The organism is Maritimibacter sp. (assembly GCF_016774595.1).
In the GTDB taxonomy this organism is placed as follows: Bacteria; Pseudomonadota; Alphaproteobacteria; order Rhodobacterales; family Rhodobacteraceae; genus Maritimibacter; species Maritimibacter alkaliphilus.
The window spans coordinates 983,192-998,904 of sequence record NZ_JACBWT010000001.1 but is presented as its reverse complement, the minus strand read 5'-3'; the positions used below and the strand labels follow the sequence as shown (position 1 = coordinate 998,904).

General features: G+C 64.9%; 13 protein-coding genes. 6 read left to right on the top strand and 7 right to left on the bottom strand.

The features are described from left to right. Window positions 1-16 precede the first annotated feature (16 nt). Window positions 17-3,007, top strand: a complete 2,991-nt coding sequence (ileS, locus tag HOY44_RS04990; RefSeq protein WP_287433417.1) for an isoleucine--tRNA ligase — start codon at window positions 17-19, stop codon at window positions 3,005-3,007. After that, window positions 3,004-3,456 carry a methylated-DNA--[protein]-cysteine S-methyltransferase gene (locus HOY44_RS04985; RefSeq protein ID WP_287433416.1) on the top strand — a complete coding sequence of 151 codons (453 nt, stop codon included), beginning with the start codon at window positions 3,004-3,006 and terminating at the stop codon, window positions 3,454-3,456. Before ileS ends, HOY44_RS04985 begins: the two co-directional genes overlap by 4 nt. Here the strand turns inward: HOY44_RS04985 and HOY44_RS04980 are convergent. From HOY44_RS04980 to fsa, 5 genes are all read right to left on the bottom strand, one after another. Further along, window positions 3,453-4,160, bottom strand: coding sequence for a CDP-alcohol phosphatidyltransferase family protein (locus HOY44_RS04980; protein WP_287433415.1), 708 nt, complete (start codon window positions 4,158-4,160; stop codon window positions 3,453-3,455). The genes HOY44_RS04985 and HOY44_RS04980 overlap by 4 nt on opposite strands. Window positions 4,161-4,208: 48 nt before the next feature. Beyond that, window positions 4,209-4,538, bottom strand: a complete 330-nt coding sequence (locus HOY44_RS04975) for a hypothetical protein (protein ID WP_040885225.1) — start codon at window positions 4,536-4,538, stop codon at window positions 4,209-4,211. A gap of 52 nt (window positions 4,539-4,590) precedes the next feature. Then, entirely contained in the window at window positions 4,591-5,532 is a 942-nt protein-coding gene (locus tag HOY44_RS04970; RefSeq protein WP_287433414.1) for a tyrosine recombinase XerC, read from the bottom strand. A gap of 71 nt (window positions 5,533-5,603) precedes the next feature. Continuing rightward, entirely contained in the window at window positions 5,604-6,311 is a 708-nt protein-coding gene (locus HOY44_RS04965) for a DUF484 family protein (RefSeq protein ID WP_287433413.1), read from the bottom strand. Window positions 6,312-6,446: 135 nt separating this feature from the next. After that, window positions 6,447-7,100 (bottom strand): fructose-6-phosphate aldolase, encoded by a 654-nt coding sequence (gene fsa / locus HOY44_RS04960; protein ID WP_008334499.1) that lies wholly within the window; start codon window positions 7,098-7,100, stop codon window positions 6,447-6,449. Window positions 7,101-7,213: 113 nt separating this feature from the next. Here fsa and HOY44_RS04955 point away from each other — a divergent pair, with 113 nt between their 5' ends. Next, window positions 7,214-9,403 (top strand): primosomal protein N', encoded by a 2,190-nt coding sequence (locus HOY44_RS04955; protein ID WP_287433411.1) that lies wholly within the window; start codon window positions 7,214-7,216, stop codon window positions 9,401-9,403. Window positions 9,404-9,529: 126 nt separating this feature from the next. Here HOY44_RS04955 and HOY44_RS04950 read toward each other — a convergent pair whose 3' ends face one another. Beyond that, window positions 9,530-10,594 carry a YeeE/YedE family protein gene (locus HOY44_RS04950; RefSeq protein ID WP_287433409.1) on the bottom strand — a complete coding sequence of 355 codons (1,065 nt, stop codon included), beginning with the start codon at window positions 10,592-10,594 and terminating at the stop codon, window positions 9,530-9,532. Between the two features lie 186 nt (window positions 10,595-10,780). On the opposite strand from HOY44_RS04950, the gene HOY44_RS04945 reads away from it, so the two are divergent. Both HOY44_RS04945 and msrA read left to right on the top strand, forming a co-directional pair. Further along, window positions 10,781-12,016, top strand: coding sequence for an MFS transporter (locus HOY44_RS04945; RefSeq protein WP_287433407.1), 1,236 nt, complete (start codon window positions 10,781-10,783; stop codon window positions 12,014-12,016). A 34-nt stretch (window positions 12,017-12,050) separates the two neighbouring features. Beyond that, entirely contained in the window at window positions 12,051-12,698 is a 648-nt protein-coding gene (msrA, locus tag HOY44_RS04940) for a peptide-methionine (S)-S-oxide reductase MsrA (RefSeq protein WP_008334522.1), read from the top strand. A gap of 79 nt (window positions 12,699-12,777) precedes the next feature. On the opposite strand, the gene HOY44_RS04935 is transcribed toward msrA, so the two are convergent. Beyond that, window positions 12,778-13,215 (bottom strand): DUF1489 family protein, encoded by a 438-nt coding sequence (locus HOY44_RS04935; RefSeq protein WP_008334524.1) that lies wholly within the window; start codon window positions 13,213-13,215, stop codon window positions 12,778-12,780. 139 nt (window positions 13,216-13,354) lie between these two features. Between HOY44_RS04935 and HOY44_RS04930 the strand changes: the two genes are divergently transcribed. Continuing rightward, window positions 13,355-15,634: an adenosylcobalamin-dependent ribonucleoside-diphosphate reductase gene (locus HOY44_RS04930; RefSeq protein ID WP_287433403.1), complete on the top strand. Its 2,280-nt coding sequence runs from the start codon at window positions 13,355-13,357 to the stop codon at window positions 15,632-15,634. Window positions 15,635-15,713: the final 79 nt, after the last annotated feature.

Genomic DNA, 15,713 nt, shown 5'->3' with positions numbered 1-15,713 from the left:
TCGAAGGACACACCCGATGTGCGCCGACACGCCTGACTACAAAGATACCCTGAATCTGCCCGAGACGGATTTTCCGATGCGTGCGGGCCTGCCGAACCGCGAACCCGGCTGGCTGGACCGCTGGGAAAAGATCGGCGTTTACGACCGCCTGCGCGAGAAACAGGGGCGCCCGCCTTTCACGCTGCACGATGGGCCGCCCTATGCCAACGGTCACCTGCACATCGGTCACGCGCTGAATAAGATCCTCAAGGACATGATCGTGCGCAGCCAGCAGATGCTGGGCCATGACGCGCGGTACGTGCCGGGCTGGGATTGTCACGGCCTTCCGATCGAATGGAAGATCGAAGAGCAGTACCGCAAGAAGGGCAAGAACAAGGACGAAGTGCCGGTCATCGACTTCCGTCAGGAATGCCGCCGATTTGCCGAAGGCTGGATCGACATCCAGCGTGAGGAGTTCAAGCGTCTCGGCGTGACCGGCAACTGGGCCGATCCGTACTTGACGATGGATTACCACGCCGAGGCCGTGATCGCGGAAGAGTTCATGAAGTTTCTCATGAACGGTACGCTCTATCAGGGCTCGAAGCCCGTGATGTGGAGCCCGGTGGAAAAGACCGCGCTGGCCGAGGCCGAGGTCGAATACCACGACAAGGAAAGCTTCACGATCTGGGTGAAATTCAAGGTCACCGACTTCAATGTGAAGGACGAGGATCGCATGTCCGAGGAAGAGACCTCGGAGATGCGCGAGGCCGTGGCGCAGACGCTGGCCGAAACGCGCGAGAAATTCCTCGGCGCAAACGTTGTGATCTGGACGACGACGCCTTGGACCATCCCGTCGAACAAGGCGGTCGTGTTCGGGGCCGACTATCAATATGGCCTCTACGAAGTCACCGACACGCCCGAAGAATGCTGGGCGAGCGTGGGCGAACGCTTTATCCTTGCCGACAAGCTGGCAGCGCAGACCTTTGCGCGCGCCCGTCTGGAGGAAGGACAGTGGAAGCGCGTCTCCGATGTGACCGCGCATCAACTGGCCGCCATGACACTGGCCCACCCGCTTGCCGGGGCCGAAGGGTCGAACGGCGAATGGGACCAGCCGCGCGATTTCCGGGCCGCCGATTTCGTGACGGACGAGGAAGGCACCGGGTTCGTCCATTGTGCGCCCTCGCACGGGATGGAGGAATACGAGCTTTATCGTGACCTCGGGATGCTCGATCAGGTCATCACCTACAACGTGATGGACGACGGCGGCTTCCGCGCCGATCTGCCGTTCTTCGGCGGCAAATACATCCTGAACCGCAAGGGCGGGGAGGGCGATGCCAACAAGACCGTCATCGACAAGCTGGTCGAGGTCGGCGGGCTCTTGGCACGTGGCAAGATCAAGCACAGCTATCCGCACAGCTGGCGCTCGAAGGCTCCGGTGATCTATCGCAACACCTCGCAGTGGTTCGCCGCCGTCGATGCCAAGCTTGACGACGGGATGGGGCAGTATGGCGACACGATCCGTTCGCGCGCGCTAACCTCGATCGACGAGCTCGTGAAGTGGACGCCGCAGACCGGGCGCAACCGGCTCTATTCGATGATCGAAAGCCGCCCCGACTGGGTGCTGTCGCGCCAACGCGCCTGGGGTGTGCCGCTGACCTGCTTCACCAAGAAGGGTGCGCTGCCGACCGATCCCGACTTCCTGCTGCGCGATGAAACCGTGAACGCGCGGGTCGTGGCCGAGTTCGAGGCGAAGGGCGCGGACGTCTGGTATGAGGACGGGTTCAAGGAGCGCGTGCTCGGCAATGTCGTGAACCCGGACGACTACGAACAGGTGTTCGACGTGCTCGACGTGTGGTTCGACTCTGGTTCGACCCATGCCTTCGTGCTGCGCGACCGCCCGGACGGGTCCGAGGACGGGATCGCGGATCTGTATCTCGAAGGCACGGACCAGCACCGTGGCTGGTTCCATTCGTCGCTGCTTCAGGCCTGCGGGACCAAGGGCCGCGCACCCTATCGCGGGGTGCTGACGCATGGCTTCACGCTCGACGAGAAGGGCATGAAGATGTCCAAGTCGCTGGGCAACACCATCGCGCCCGAGGATGTGACCAAACAGTATGGCGCGGACATCCTGCGACTGTGGGTGGCGCAGTCGGATTACACCGCCGACCTGCGGATCGGGCAGGAGATTCTGAAAGGGACCGCCGACAGCTATCGCCGCCTGCGCAACACGATGCGTTTCATCCTCGGCAACCTCGCGGGCTTCTCGGACGACGAGAAGGTCGATGTGGCGGACATGCCGGAGCTGGAACGCTGGGTGTTGCACCGGATCGCGGAACTTGACGAAATCGTACGTCAGGGGTTTGCCGACTACGATTTCCAGGGGCTTTTCCAGCAGGTTTTCAACTTCGCGACCGTGGACCTGTCGTCGGTGTATTTCGACATCCGCAAGGATGCGCTCTACTGCGACGCGGACGATAGCACGCGCCGCCGCGCCGCGCGCACCGTGCTCGACATCCTGTTCCATCGTCTGACCACGTGGCTCGCGCCGATCCTGGTCTTCACGATGGAAGAGGTCTGGCTGGAGCGGTTCCCGGGCGACGAAAGCTCGGTCCACCTCGTCGATATTCCCGAGACGCCAGCGGCGTGGAGGGACGAGGCGCTCGCGGCCAAGTGGGCCGGTATCCGCAAGGTGCGCCGGGTCGTGACCGCCGCGCTCGAAGTGCAGCGCCGGGACAAGGTGATCGGGGCGTCACTCGAAGCGGCACCCGTTGTGCATGTCGAGGACGCCGAGGTCGCCAAGGCGCTGGGCACCGTGCATTTCGCCGACATCTGCATCACCTCGGGCGTGTCGGTGACGACTGACCCCGCGCCTGCCGAAGCCTTCCGCCTGCCGGATGCGCCGGGCGTGGCTGTGGTGTTCGAGACGGCGGATGGCGAGAAATGCCAACGCTGCTGGAAGATCCTGCCGGACGTGGGCACCCATTCGCATGACGGCGTCTGTGGGCGCTGCGACGAGGCGCTGGGGTGACCATCCGCGTCGAGAGCCCGGTCGGCCCGCTTTACGTGAGCGAGGGCGACGGGGCGATCACGCAGGTATCCTGGCGCACGGCGGAACTGGGGGAAGAAACCCCGGTTCTAGCCGAGGCGCGGGTGCAGTTAGGCGAATACTTCGATGGAAAGCGGCAGGCGTTCGACCTGCCGCTTTTCGTTTCAGGCTCGGACTTTCAGCTTCAGGTCTGCGCGGCGATGTCCGCGATTCCGTTCGGGGAAACCCGCACCTATGGCGACATCGCCCGCGACCTTGGGGTGCCCGCGCAGGCGGTGGGGCAGGCCTGCGGCGGCAATCCGATCCCGGTCATCATCCCGTGCCACAGGGTTCTTGGCGCCAATTCGCTTGGCGGTTTTTCCGGGGAAGGCGGGGTCGAAACCAAGGTCGCGCTTTTGCGGCATGAGGGTGCCGCGGGGCTGCTGATCTAGGCGGTTCCCGCGGCGCTGCGCTGCGGGATGATCTGCTGCGCGATACCGGCGAACAGCAGGTAGACGCTGGTGATAACGATGCCCCAATGCGCCCATAGGCCGGGGGCGAAATCGAACCAAGCCGCCCAGCCTGCGAAGCCGGTCCACGCGATCGCGATGGGAAGCGACAGCTTGCGCCAGCGCACGGTGCGGGCCGGGTGGATGAATTTGAGCGGCGTGAACATCGCGATGGCGAGCGCCACGACCAGAACCAGCGTGATCCAGAAATTCGGCTCGGTCGCGAACAGCACCACGACCACCATGTTCCAGCAGCCCGGGAAGCCCGCGAAGGAGTTGTCCTTGGTCTTCATCCGGCTGTCGGCGAAGTAGAGCGCCGAGGCGTAGGTGATGAGGATGATCGCGATCCACCCCGTCCAGCCGGGGAGGATGCCGGACTTGAACAGCGCGTAGGCCGGGATGAACACGTATGTCAGATAGTCGATGATAAGGTCCATCAAGACCCCGTCGATCTGCTTGGCGTATCGCTTCACGTCATAGCGCCGCGCCAGCGGGCCGTCGATTCCGTCGACGATGAAGGCGACGACGAGCCAGACATACATCAGGCCCCATTCCTCTTCGACGGCGGCAAGCATGGCCAGCATCGCGCAGATGGCGCCGATTGCGGTGAAGAGGTGGACGGCAATCGCCTTTAACTCGCGGGTCATGCCCGACTTGATGGACGATCAACGAAGGCAGGACAAGCCCCGACTGGGTCAGCGCAGTTCACGCATGGTCGCATAAAGCTGATGGATGCCATCGACGGTCGGAGGGATCGGCTGTTGGCTGACCGCAGGGGGCGGGGGTAGCGGTGCGCCGTTCAGCGGCTGAAGCTCGGCCGTCCCTGCGCGGCCTTGCACCGATGCGCCCGGTCCGGAGGCGCTGGTGACCGGACCGCCCGCGTCGGGCGCGGCCCCGCGTGCCGTTTTTTCCATCGCATCAGTGAAATTGCCCGCCTTGCCCTCGGCGGCGATGGTGGTGATGGCGTTCAGGGCCTTGCCGGCCAACATGAGGGGCACGGCGGCCCCGGCTGCTGCTGCAAACATGGCTCGTCCTTTCTGGTCAAGCGAATCTGCCGACCAGCATGGCGCCAAGCTTTCAAGATTTTCCTAACGCGCGCGGATGGGCGCGGTCATAGACCTCCATCAGCCGTTGGGTGTCGACCGCCGTATAGGCCTGCGTGGTGGACAGTGAGGCATGGCCGAGCAGCTCCTGTATCGCCCTGAGGTCGCCGCCCGCGTTCAGAAGATGCGTCGCGAAGCTGTGGCGCATCGCGTGCGGCGTGGCGGTCGCGGGCAGGCCCAGTTGCAGGCGCGCGCTTTCCATCGCCTTCTGCACCGTGCGCGGACCCAGCGCCTTGCCGCGTGCGCCATAGAACAGGGGCGTGCCGTCGGTCACCGGGTAGGGGCAGAGGCGGACGTAACTTGCGACCGCATCGCGCGCGGCGGGCAGGACTGGAACCAGCCGCTCTTTCCCGCCCTTGCCGACGATGCGCAGAACGTCGGGCAGGGGGTGGGCGCGTCCCGTCAGGCCCAATGCCTCGGAGATCCGCAATCCGCACCCGTAGAGCAGCGTGACGACGGCGGCGTCGCGGGCCCCGATCCAGCCGTCGCGGGCCTGAATGGCCGTGGTCGCGATGACCTCTTCCGCGGCCTCCTGCGACACGGGGCGGGGCAGTTTGGCGGTAAACTTGGGCGCGCGGGTCGACAGGACGGTCGAGGCATCGAACCCGTCACGGTCCGACAGCCAGCGGTAAAAGCCCTTGACCGCCGACAGGGCGCGGGCGAGCGACCGGGCCGACAGGCCGCCGGCGCGTTCCGATGCCATCCAGGCGCGCATGTCGGAGATCGTGACGCTGGCGAGCGCGGTTCGCCCGTGCGAGGTGCCGTGGTGGGCCGACAGGAACGCAAGGAAACTGACCACATCCTTGCGATAGGCTTCGATCGTATTGGCCGCCGCCCCGTCGAGCGCGCGCAGATGGTCGAGCCAACCGGACAGCGCATCGCGTGCGCCATCGGATATGACGATCCCGTCAGGCATTCAGTTTTGCGATCTCTTCACGCGTGAAATCGGCAGGTTCCACGCGATGCTTGGCCAATTCAAACCTCGGCTCACGCCAGCCAGCGGCGCATCGTGCGTTCGAACACGCCGCCGAAATAGGTCAGAAGGTCGGTACCCTGACCCGGCTTGAACTGGTGCGGGTCTTCTGCGCCCATGACCAGCATACCGGGCAGACGGCCTTCGCCGATGTCGAGCCGGATCAGCGCCTCGGACCGAATCCAGTAGCCGGAGTCGCCGAACAGCTTCTTGTCCTGCTCCTGCACCTGTCGCAGCGTGACCGACGGTCCGCCGTGTTCACGCGGGCGCCCGATGTAGTCGTCCGAGAAGCCGCGCGGGGCGGTGACGAGCACGTCGCCCACCTTCTTCAGCGCAGGGTCCGCTTCGGTCATTTCGGTTTCAAGAACCAGCCGCAGGCAATCGACGCGCAGAACATCCGCGATATCCGTGCCAAGCTCGTGCAGGAGCGTTTCGAAGTCGTCCTGTTCGAGAATGCGCAGGGTCGCCCGGTGGATGATGTTCATCCCCGCGAGGTTTTCATAGGCCGCCGCGATCACCGAGCGGTGCGTGTCCTCAAGGCGGTCGAGGCGGCTTTCCAGCCGTTCCATCGCGATCCCGCGCAGATCGACGATATTCGCGCCCATGGCACGTTCGTTCGCCGCGATCAGGGCGCGCATCATGTCGTGATCTTCGAGGATGACCTCTGGCTGGGTCAGAAGCTGCTCGCGCACGTCTTCGGTAATGGGAGCGTTGCTCGTCATTCGCCTGTCCTAACTGCCGTTTTTTCGTTTCTTGACAGTGAGTCTAGCAGGTCGCGAATCGGATTTCTGCAACTTTTTTACGAAAAACGGGACCATGAGGCCCCGTTTCATCAGTTTTGTGACATTCGACCCGGTTCAGAGGATCTTGATGCCCGCCGCCTTGATGTCGGCGAGGAAGGCGTCGAGCCCCTTGTCGGTCAGCGGATGGTTCGCCATCGCCTTGATGACGCCCGGCGGTGCGGTCATCACGTCGGCACCGATCAACGCGGCGTCCTTCACGTGGTTGACGGTGCGGATCGAGGCGGCGAGGATTTGCGTCTCGTAGCCGTAGTTGTCATAGATCGTGCGGATTTCGGAGATCAGTTCCATGCCGTCCATGTTGATGTCGTCCAGCCGCCCGATGAAGGGCGAGATGAAGGTCGCGCCCGCCTTGGCGGCCAGAAGCGCCTGGTTGGCCGAGAAGCACAGCGTGACGTTCACCATGTGGCCGTCGTCGGTCAGCGCCTTGCAGGCTTTGAGCCCGTCGAGCGTGAGCGGCACCTTGACCGCGATGTTGCCCGCGATCTCGACAAGCTTGCGGCCCTCGGCGATCATCTGGTTCGCATCGGTCGCGGTCACCTCGGCCGAGACGGGGCCATCCACGATCTCGCAGATTTCTTTCGTCACCTCGAGGATGTCGCGCCCCGACTTCTTGATGAGCGAGGGGTTGGTGGTCACCCCGTCGAGCAGGCCGAGATCGTTGAGTTCCCGGATGGCATCGACGTCGGCGGTATCGGCAAAGAATTTCATGGCAGCGTCCCTGGGTCGGATGGTCGAAAATGTTAGCGGTGTCATACAGGAGGTGATCCGCCGCAGAAAGCCCCCCTTTGCCGATTTGCGAGGGTTCGCCGGGATCGTCCGACATGGCTGAGTTTTTCGACGAAGGGGGCCGGGTTTCGGTCCTGACCACTCAGGGCATCGACCGGCTGCTCACCTACCGCGCGCCCGAAGGCGGCTGCTGGGAGGGCGCCTTCGTCGAAGTGCCCCTTGGTCCGCGCATGGTCATGGGCGTGGTCTGGGGTCCGGGCGAGCAGGGGTTCGACGCCTCGAAACTGCGCGCCGTCATCCGGGTGCTCGACGTGCCGCCGATGCGTGCGGAGATGGCCGAGTTCCTCACCCGTGTCGGGGATTACACGCTCACGCCGATGAATTTCATGCTGCGGCTGGCGACCCGCGCGCCCGGCCTCACCAATCCGCCGTCGATGCGCAAGATCTATCGCTTGGGCCACAATGAACCGGACCGCAAGACCGAGGCGCGCGAGCGTGTGCTGGAGGTGTTGGAATCGCAGGCGCATTCGGCCTTCACGCTCAAGGAACTGGCAGAAGAGGCGGGCGTCACCTCTTCCGTCGTCAAGGGGCTGGTGAAACTCGGCGCGGTCGAGGAAGAGGAAAGCCCACGCGATCTGCCGTTCCCCCATCTCGACTACACCGCGCCGGGCAAGGCGCTGACCGGGGATCAGGCGGCGGCTGCCGGTGCGCTGCGCGACGGCGTGCGATCCGGCACATTCGGCGCGACGCTTCTGCGCGGCGTCACCGGATCGGGCAAGACCGAGGTCTATCTGGAAGCGGTGGCCGAATGTCTGGCGCAGGGCCGTCAGGCGCTCGTCCTCCTGCCGGAGATCGCCCTGACCTCGGAATTCCTGAAACGGGTCGAGGAACGCTTCGGCGCGAAACCCGCCGAATGGCATTCCGGCGTGACCATGACCGAACGGCGCCGCGTCTGGCGCATGGTGGCCGAAGGCGGCGCGCAGATGGTGATCGGCGCGCGCTCGGCCCTGTTCCTGCCGTTTCGCGACATCGGCCTGATCGTCGTGGATGAGGAGCACGACAATTCCTACAAGCAGGAGGATGGCGTGCTCTATTCGGCGCGCGATATGTCGGTGCTGCGCGGGTCCATCAACGGCGCACAGGTGGTGCTGGCCTCGGCCACCCCATCGCTCGAGACATGGGCCAACGCGCAGGCCGGGAAATACAATCGCCTCGATCTGACCAGCCGGTTCGGCCCCGCCGTTCTGCCGGAAATGCGCACCATCGACATGCGGCAGGAGGATCTTCCGGGCAATCGCTGGATCTCGCCCACGCTCGCAACCGCCGTGCGTGGCCGGATCGACGAGGGCGAGCAGGCGCTGATCTTCCTCAATCGCCGTGGCTATGCGCCGGTCACGGTCTGCCGCGCCTGCGGCCACCAGATCGGCTGCGACCACTGCGACGCGCGCATGGTCGAACACCGCTTCCTCAAGCGTCTCGTCTGTCACCAATGCGGCGAGACGAAACCGATGCCGGAGGCCTGCCCGTCCTGCGAGGCCGAGGGCAAACTCGCCCCCGTCGGGCCGGGGGTGGAGCGGATGGCCGAAGAAGTGGCCGAGACCTTCCCGGATGCGCGGGTCGCCGTGCTGTCCTCGGACCTCTTCGCCAGCGCCCGCGCGCTCAAGGCGCAGATCGAGCTGATCGCGGCGGGCGGGGCCGACATCATCATCGGCACGCAGATCGTGGCCAAGGGGCACAACTTCCCCAAGCTCACACTCGTCGGCGTGATCGACGCGGACCTCGGCCTGCAAGGCTCGGATCTGCGCGCCGCCGAGCGCACGTTTCAATTGATCCGGCAGGTCGCGGGCCGGGCCGGGCGCGGCGATGTCTCCGGCCTCGCGCTGCTTCAGACGTTCCAGCCCGAACACCCGGTGATCCGCGCGATCCTGTCGGGCGATGAGGAAGGGTTCTGGAAAGCCGAAGCCTCGGAACGACAGGCGGCGGGCGTGCCCCCGTATGGGCGTCTGGCGGGCATCGTCATTTCCGCCCCAGACCTCGACGCGGCCATGAACCTGGGCACCGCGCTCGCCCGGGCCGACGGTCCCATCGTCCAGATCGGCGCGCAGGTCTTCGGGCCGGCCCCCGCACCCATCGCCCGCATCCGGGGCCGCCATCGCGTTCGCCTGCTCGTAAAGGCGCCCAAGACCGCCCCCCTGCAAACGGCATTGCGAAAGTGGCTGGCAAGCGTCGACCTCAGGGGCGACATCCGCCTCTCCGTCGATATCGACCCGCAAAGCTTCTACTGAACCGCGTTCCTCTTCTCTGTTTCCGGAAACCTCGGGGGTGTGGGGGCAGCGCCCCCACTTGAAGCAGGGGTTTGGGGGCAGCGCCCCCACGCGGGTCGACTTGCGCCCTGCGCAAGTCGAAACCTCTCACGCGGGCTGGCCCACCGGCCCGCGTTGATCGACGAGGAAATCCGTCGCCATCGCCCCGATCCACATGGAAAAGAGCGCGAGCCATGCGGTGCCGACGAAGATCGACCCGCCGGACACGCCCGCCCCGATCGCGCAGCCGCCCGCCAGCATCCCGCCGAAGCCCATCAGCGCGGCGCCCGCGAAGGCGCGGCGCATGTTCTGTTCGTTCTCGAACCCTTGAAACCGGAACTCGCGCTTGATCCAGCTTGCCACGAACGCGCCGATCACCACACCGGGGACAAGGCCGATGTCGAATTCCAGCGCCGGGTTCGGCTCAAGAAAGAACATGAGCGTATTGGCCGAAGGGCCGGTGAACGTGGCCGAGGTGACCGTGACCGGATCGAACGCCACCTGACTGAGCGAAAAGGTCAGCACCCATCCCAAAGCGACGGCGAAGCCGACGCCGGAGGCGAAGACGAGGCGCGCAGCGCCGATCTGGTTGCGCCGTGCCACGACCAGCGCGAGCACCGCGAGCGCGAGGCCAAGGGCGACGCCCGACCAGTCCGGCAGGCGGAGCGCGTGCAGCAGGTTCACGTTGGTCCCGCCTTCGGTCATCCAGACACGCGCAAGGCGGTCGCGCAGCGGGGCGAGCCAGCCGTGCAGCGACATCTGCGCCACCACGGCGAAGATCAGGCCGGACACGACCGAGCGCAGGTTGCCCGTGGCCGCCAGCACCAGAAGCCGCCCCGAACAACCACGGGCCAGCACCATGCCGACCCCGAACATCAGACCGCCGATGATCGCACCGGACCATGACCCGGTGACGGCCATCATCCGGGCGTCCTCGACCCGCATCCATCCCAGAAGCGACGCGCCCTGAACCCAGGCCAGCGCGGTCGAAAAGGTCAAGAGCCACACCGCGACCGACGGCCCCATCCGGCGCCGCGCGAATTCGACCGTCGCGGCGCGCAGGCAAAAACGCGAGCGTTGGGCCGCCACGCCGAAGACGATCCCGGTGACGAAGCCGAACAGCGCCCCGGTCTGGGTCTCTCCAATCCAGTCTATGAGCGGAACGATATCCATCGCGCGTCCTCCTGTTCGCGCTGTCTTGTGTCACGATCCCGCCCGGCGAGCCTTGATTTGGATCAGACGCATTCGCGGCACTGCATACGTCTCCTGTGCGCGGATGGCTCGGATCAGCGTCGCACTGTGCGGGTCCGAACAGGGATCGGGTCTCGCCAGAGCCTATGTGCGGCCCTATTGAGGGACATGCGATTTCACAAAGTCACTCTCGAAGAAGCCAGGAGCCTGCCGATCTGGCGCCAGCCCATCGCGCTTCTGGTGGTGACGGCGGCGGCGATGCCGATCGCCTTCGCGACGTGGAACGCGCTTCTCAACAACTTCGTCATCGAGGTCGCGGGCTTCACCGGGGTCGAGATCGGCTGGCTGCATTCGGTCCGCGAAATCCCCGGCTTCCTCGCCATCGGGGTCATCGCGCTCATCATGTTCGTTCGGGAGCAGGTTCTGGGCCTCATCGCGCTGTTGCTGCTGGGCGCGGCGACGGCGGTGACCGCATGGTTCCCGTCCTTGGGCGGCATCCTCACCATCACGATGCTCTCGTCGATCGGGTTCCACTACTACGAAACCGTGAATCAGTCGCTTCAACTGCAATGGATTCCGCGCGAGCGCGCGCCGCAGGTGCTGGGCTGGCTGGTGGCCGTGGCCTCTGCCGCGTCGCTCGCTTCCTACGGGTTGCTGGTGCTGACGTGGAAGGCGTTCGATCTGAGTTACAACTTCGTCTATCTCGCGGCGGGCGGGATCGCGACGCTCATGGCGATCGGTGCGCTCATCGTCTTTCCGCAATTCGAAAGCCCCGAGCCGCAGCTCAAGACCTTCGTGCTGCGCCGGCGCTACTGGCTTTACTACGCCCTACAGGCCATGTCGGGTGGGCGCCGCCAGATCTTCGTCGTGTTCGCGGCCTTCATGATGGTCGAGCGGTTCGGCTTCGAGGTGCACGAAGTCACGGCGCTGTTCATCATCAACTTCGTCGCCAACATGCTCTTCGCGCCGCTCATGGGTCGGGCCGTGGCGCGGTGGGGCGAGCGGCGGGCGCTCATGTTCGAATACGGGGGGCTGATCCTCGTCTTTCTCGCCTATGGCGGCATCTATTACTTCGGCTGGGGCGTGATGCTGGCGGGTGCGCTTTACGTCATCGACCATTTGTTCTTCTCACTGGCTTTCGCGATGAAGACCTATTTCCAGAAGATCGCGGATGTGCCCGATATCGCGCCGACGGCTGCCGTGGCGTTCACCATCAACCATATCGCGGCGGTGTTCCTTCCGGCGCTTCTGGGGTATCTCTGGGTGCAGTCGCCGGGTGCGGTGTTCGGGCTGGCGGCGGGCATGGCGGCGGCCTCGCTGATGCTGGCGATGCTGATCCCGCGACACCCGGAAAAGGGTCACGAGACCGTGTTGACCGGCACCGCGATCTCGCCCGCCGAGTGATCCGGGCCTATATTGCCGGGCAAAGGAGGACGCGATGTTTGGATTTTTCAAAGACCCCGAGATGGTGACGGCGGCGGATGCACTGCCGGGCCGCGACCATGCGATCCCCACGGCGGACGAGCACGCGGTGTTCGGTCGGCCTCTGACGATGGACGTGCCCGAGGGCATGGAGGTCGCGATTTTCGCGATGGGTTGCTACTGGGGCGTCGAGCGCAAGTTCTGGCAGGTGCCGGGCGTCTGGCTGACCATGGTCGGCAATGCGGGCGGCCACACGCCGAACCCGACCTATGAAGAGGTCTGCACGGGCCGCACTGGGCACGCCGAAGCGGTGCGCGTGGTCTATGACCCCAAACAGGTCAGCTACGAGGAGCTGCTTCAGGTGTTTTGGGAGGGTCACGACCCGACCCAGGGGATGCGTCAGGGCAACGACCGGGGCACGCAGTATCGTTCGGCGATCTACGCCGTGAACGACGCGCAACTCGCCGCGGCCAAGGCCAGCCGCGAACGGTTCCAGCCGCGCCTGTCCAAGGCGGGCTACGGCAAGATCACCACGGATATCGAGATGGCCGGACCGTTCTACTGGGCCGAGGACTATCACCAGCAATACTTGCACAAGCACCCGAACGGCTACTGCGGGCTGGGCGGCACCGGGGTCACCTGTCCGGTGGGCACCGACGCCTGAGCCGGGGCTGATACCTGAAACGACAAAGGCCGCGCGGGTTCTGGCGCGGCCTTTTTCATTCGTTCGCGGCGTGCCGGACTTACAGAATCCCGATCTCGGCCAGCGCGGTTTCCAGCTCTCGCGGCAGTTCGCTTTCACCTTGGCGACCTTTCGGCAGATCGCGCGGCGCGTCCTCGGGCTTGAGGTAACGCCAGCCCTGAAACGGACGCCGGGGCGCGGCGTGGGTGCGCACGACCTCACGGTCCAGCACCAGACCGCAGCGGCGGATGCCGTCCTCGCGCACGACCTCGTCCAGCCGCACGACCCGCTGGCGGGCGAGAATCACGCCCTTGAAGACCCAGTAAAGCGAGCCGCCGTTCAGCAGTTCCTCCTCGCGTTTCGGCCACATGCGGGTGACATGGCGCGGCTCGTAATCCGGGTCGCCCCCGGCGCGCATCTTTTGCCACGCGGTCAAATCTTCGACAGCTTCCGCGCCGACGCAGAGTTTCACCAGATTGATATGGCTCACCGTGTTCACCTCTTGTTCATCCCCCAAAATCTAGTGGTTGGGGATGACTCGCACCCATCATTAGCGTAATACTAGGTCTCCCCCGCTGACTGATTCAACCGGGGGCCGCCGCCCAATCGACCAAACCGACGTTCAAAAGGACGTGCTCATGACCCGTTTTGCCGCCCCAATCGCCGAACAGATCTGGGATATGAAATACCGTCTGAAGCAGGCGGACGGCACGCCGATCGACGAAACGATCGAAGGGACGTGGCACCGGATCGCGGATGCGCTGGCGGTGGGTGAGCCTGAGCAGGCGGATGAGTTCTATGCGGCGCTTGAGGATTTCAAATTCCTGCCCGCTGGCCGGATCACCGCGGGCGCAGGCACCGCGCGCAACGTGACGCTGTTCAACTGCTTCGTTATGGGCACCATCCCCGACAGCATGGGCGGCATCTTCGACATGCTGAAAGAGGCCGCGCTGACGATGCAGCAGGGCGGCGGGATCGGCTACGATTTCTCGACGATCCGGCCCAAGGGGGCAGGGGTCAAAGGCGTGGCCGCCGATGCCTCGGGCCCGCTCAGCTTCATGGACGTGTGGGACGCGATGTGCCGCACGATCATGTCCGCCGGCAGCCGCCGGGGCGCGATGATGGCGACGATGCGCTGCGACCACCCGGATATCGAGGATTTCATCGCCGCCAAATCCGACGCGGCCCGCCTGCGCATGTTCAATATGTCCGTGCTCGTGACCGACCCGTTCATGGAAGCGGTCAAATCCGGCGGCGCGTGGGATCTGACCTTCGACGGCACGACCTATCGCACCGTCGAGGCGCGCGATCTGTGGAACAAGATCATGCAGGCGACCTATGACTATGCCGAGCCGGGCGTGATCTTCATCGACCGCATCAACCAGATGAACAACCTGGCCTATTGCGAAACGATCGCGGCCACCAACCCCTGCGGCGAGCAGCCCCTGCCGCCCTACGGTGCCTGTCTGCTCGGGTCGATCAACCTTGCCCGACTGGTGGAGCACCCGTTCGAGGAGGCCGCGACGCTCGACTACGATGCGTTGAGCGACCTCGTTACCACCGCCGTTCGGATGATGGACAACGTGGTGGATGCCTCCCGCTTCCCGCTGGAGCAGCAGGCGCGTGAGGCCGAGGCCAAGCGCCGGATCGGGCTGGGCGTCACCGGGCTGGCCGATGCGCTGCTGATGCTCGGGCTGCGCTATGGCTCGGACGAGGCTGCCGAGCAGACCGAAGTCTGGATGAAAGCCATCGCCCGTGCCGCTTACCTCGCCAGTGTCGAGCTTGCGAAAGAGAAGGGGCCGTTCCCGCTGTTCGATGCCGAGGCCTATCTGGCCTCCGGCTCGCTTAAGCACATGGATGACGACGTGCGTGAGGCGATCCGCGAACACGGCATCCGCAACGCGCTGCTCACGTCGATCGCGCCGACCGGGACGATCAGCCTTTACGCGGGCAACGTGTCGTCGGGGATCGAGCCGGTGTTCGCCTATGCCTACACGCGAAAGGTGCTCCAGAAAGACGGGAGCCGGACCGAAGAAGAGGTCGTGGATTACGCCGTGCAGATGTGGCGCGACAAGTTCGGCGACGCTGACCTGCCGGATTACTTCGTGAACGCCCAGACGCTGGCCCCGATGGATCACGTCAAAATGCAGGCGGCGGCGCAGAAATGGGTCGATTCGTCGATCTCGAAGACGATCAACTGCCCCGAGGACATCAGCTTTGAGGGGTTCAAGGACGTCTACATGGAAGCGTGGGAGACGGGTTGCAAAGGCTGCACCACCTACCGCCCGAACAATGTGACGGGGTCGGTTCTGTCGGTGAGCGAAGAAACGTCGACCGCCCCCGAAATCGTCGCCACCACCGACGCCAAGCCGCGCCAGCCGCATGGTGACGTGGTCTATATTTCCGAGCCGCTGGACCGGCCGCAGGAACTGGACGGCTCGACCTACAAGCTCAAGTGGCCGGACAGCGAACACGCGATCTACATCACGATCAACGATCTGATCGTGGGCGGGCATCGGCGCCCGTTCGAGGTGTTCATCAACTCCAAGAACATGGAGCATTTCGCCTGGACCGTGGCGCTCACCCGCATGATCTCGGCGGTGTTCCGGCGCGGGGGCGACGTGACCTTTGTGGTCGAGGAACTGAAAGCGGTGTTCGACCCGCGCGGCGGCGCGTGGATGCAGGGCAAGTATATCCCCTCGATCCTCGCGGCCATCGGCGGCGTGATCGAGAAGCACATGATCGCCACCGGTTTCCTTGCCGGCGAAGGCATGGGGCTGAAGTCCGACCCGCAGGCCGACGTGGTCAACATCGGTCATCGCCCCGGCCCGGCCTGCCCGTCCTGCGGCCAGTACACCATGCAGATGATCGAGGGCTGCATGACCTGTTCGTCCTGCGGTCATTCCAAGTGCGGCTAAGCGCGGCGCGTTCAACGTAACGACCGCACTTGTCGCCTTGGGGGCGGCGCGATAGGGATGCGCCACGATATCACGTGAG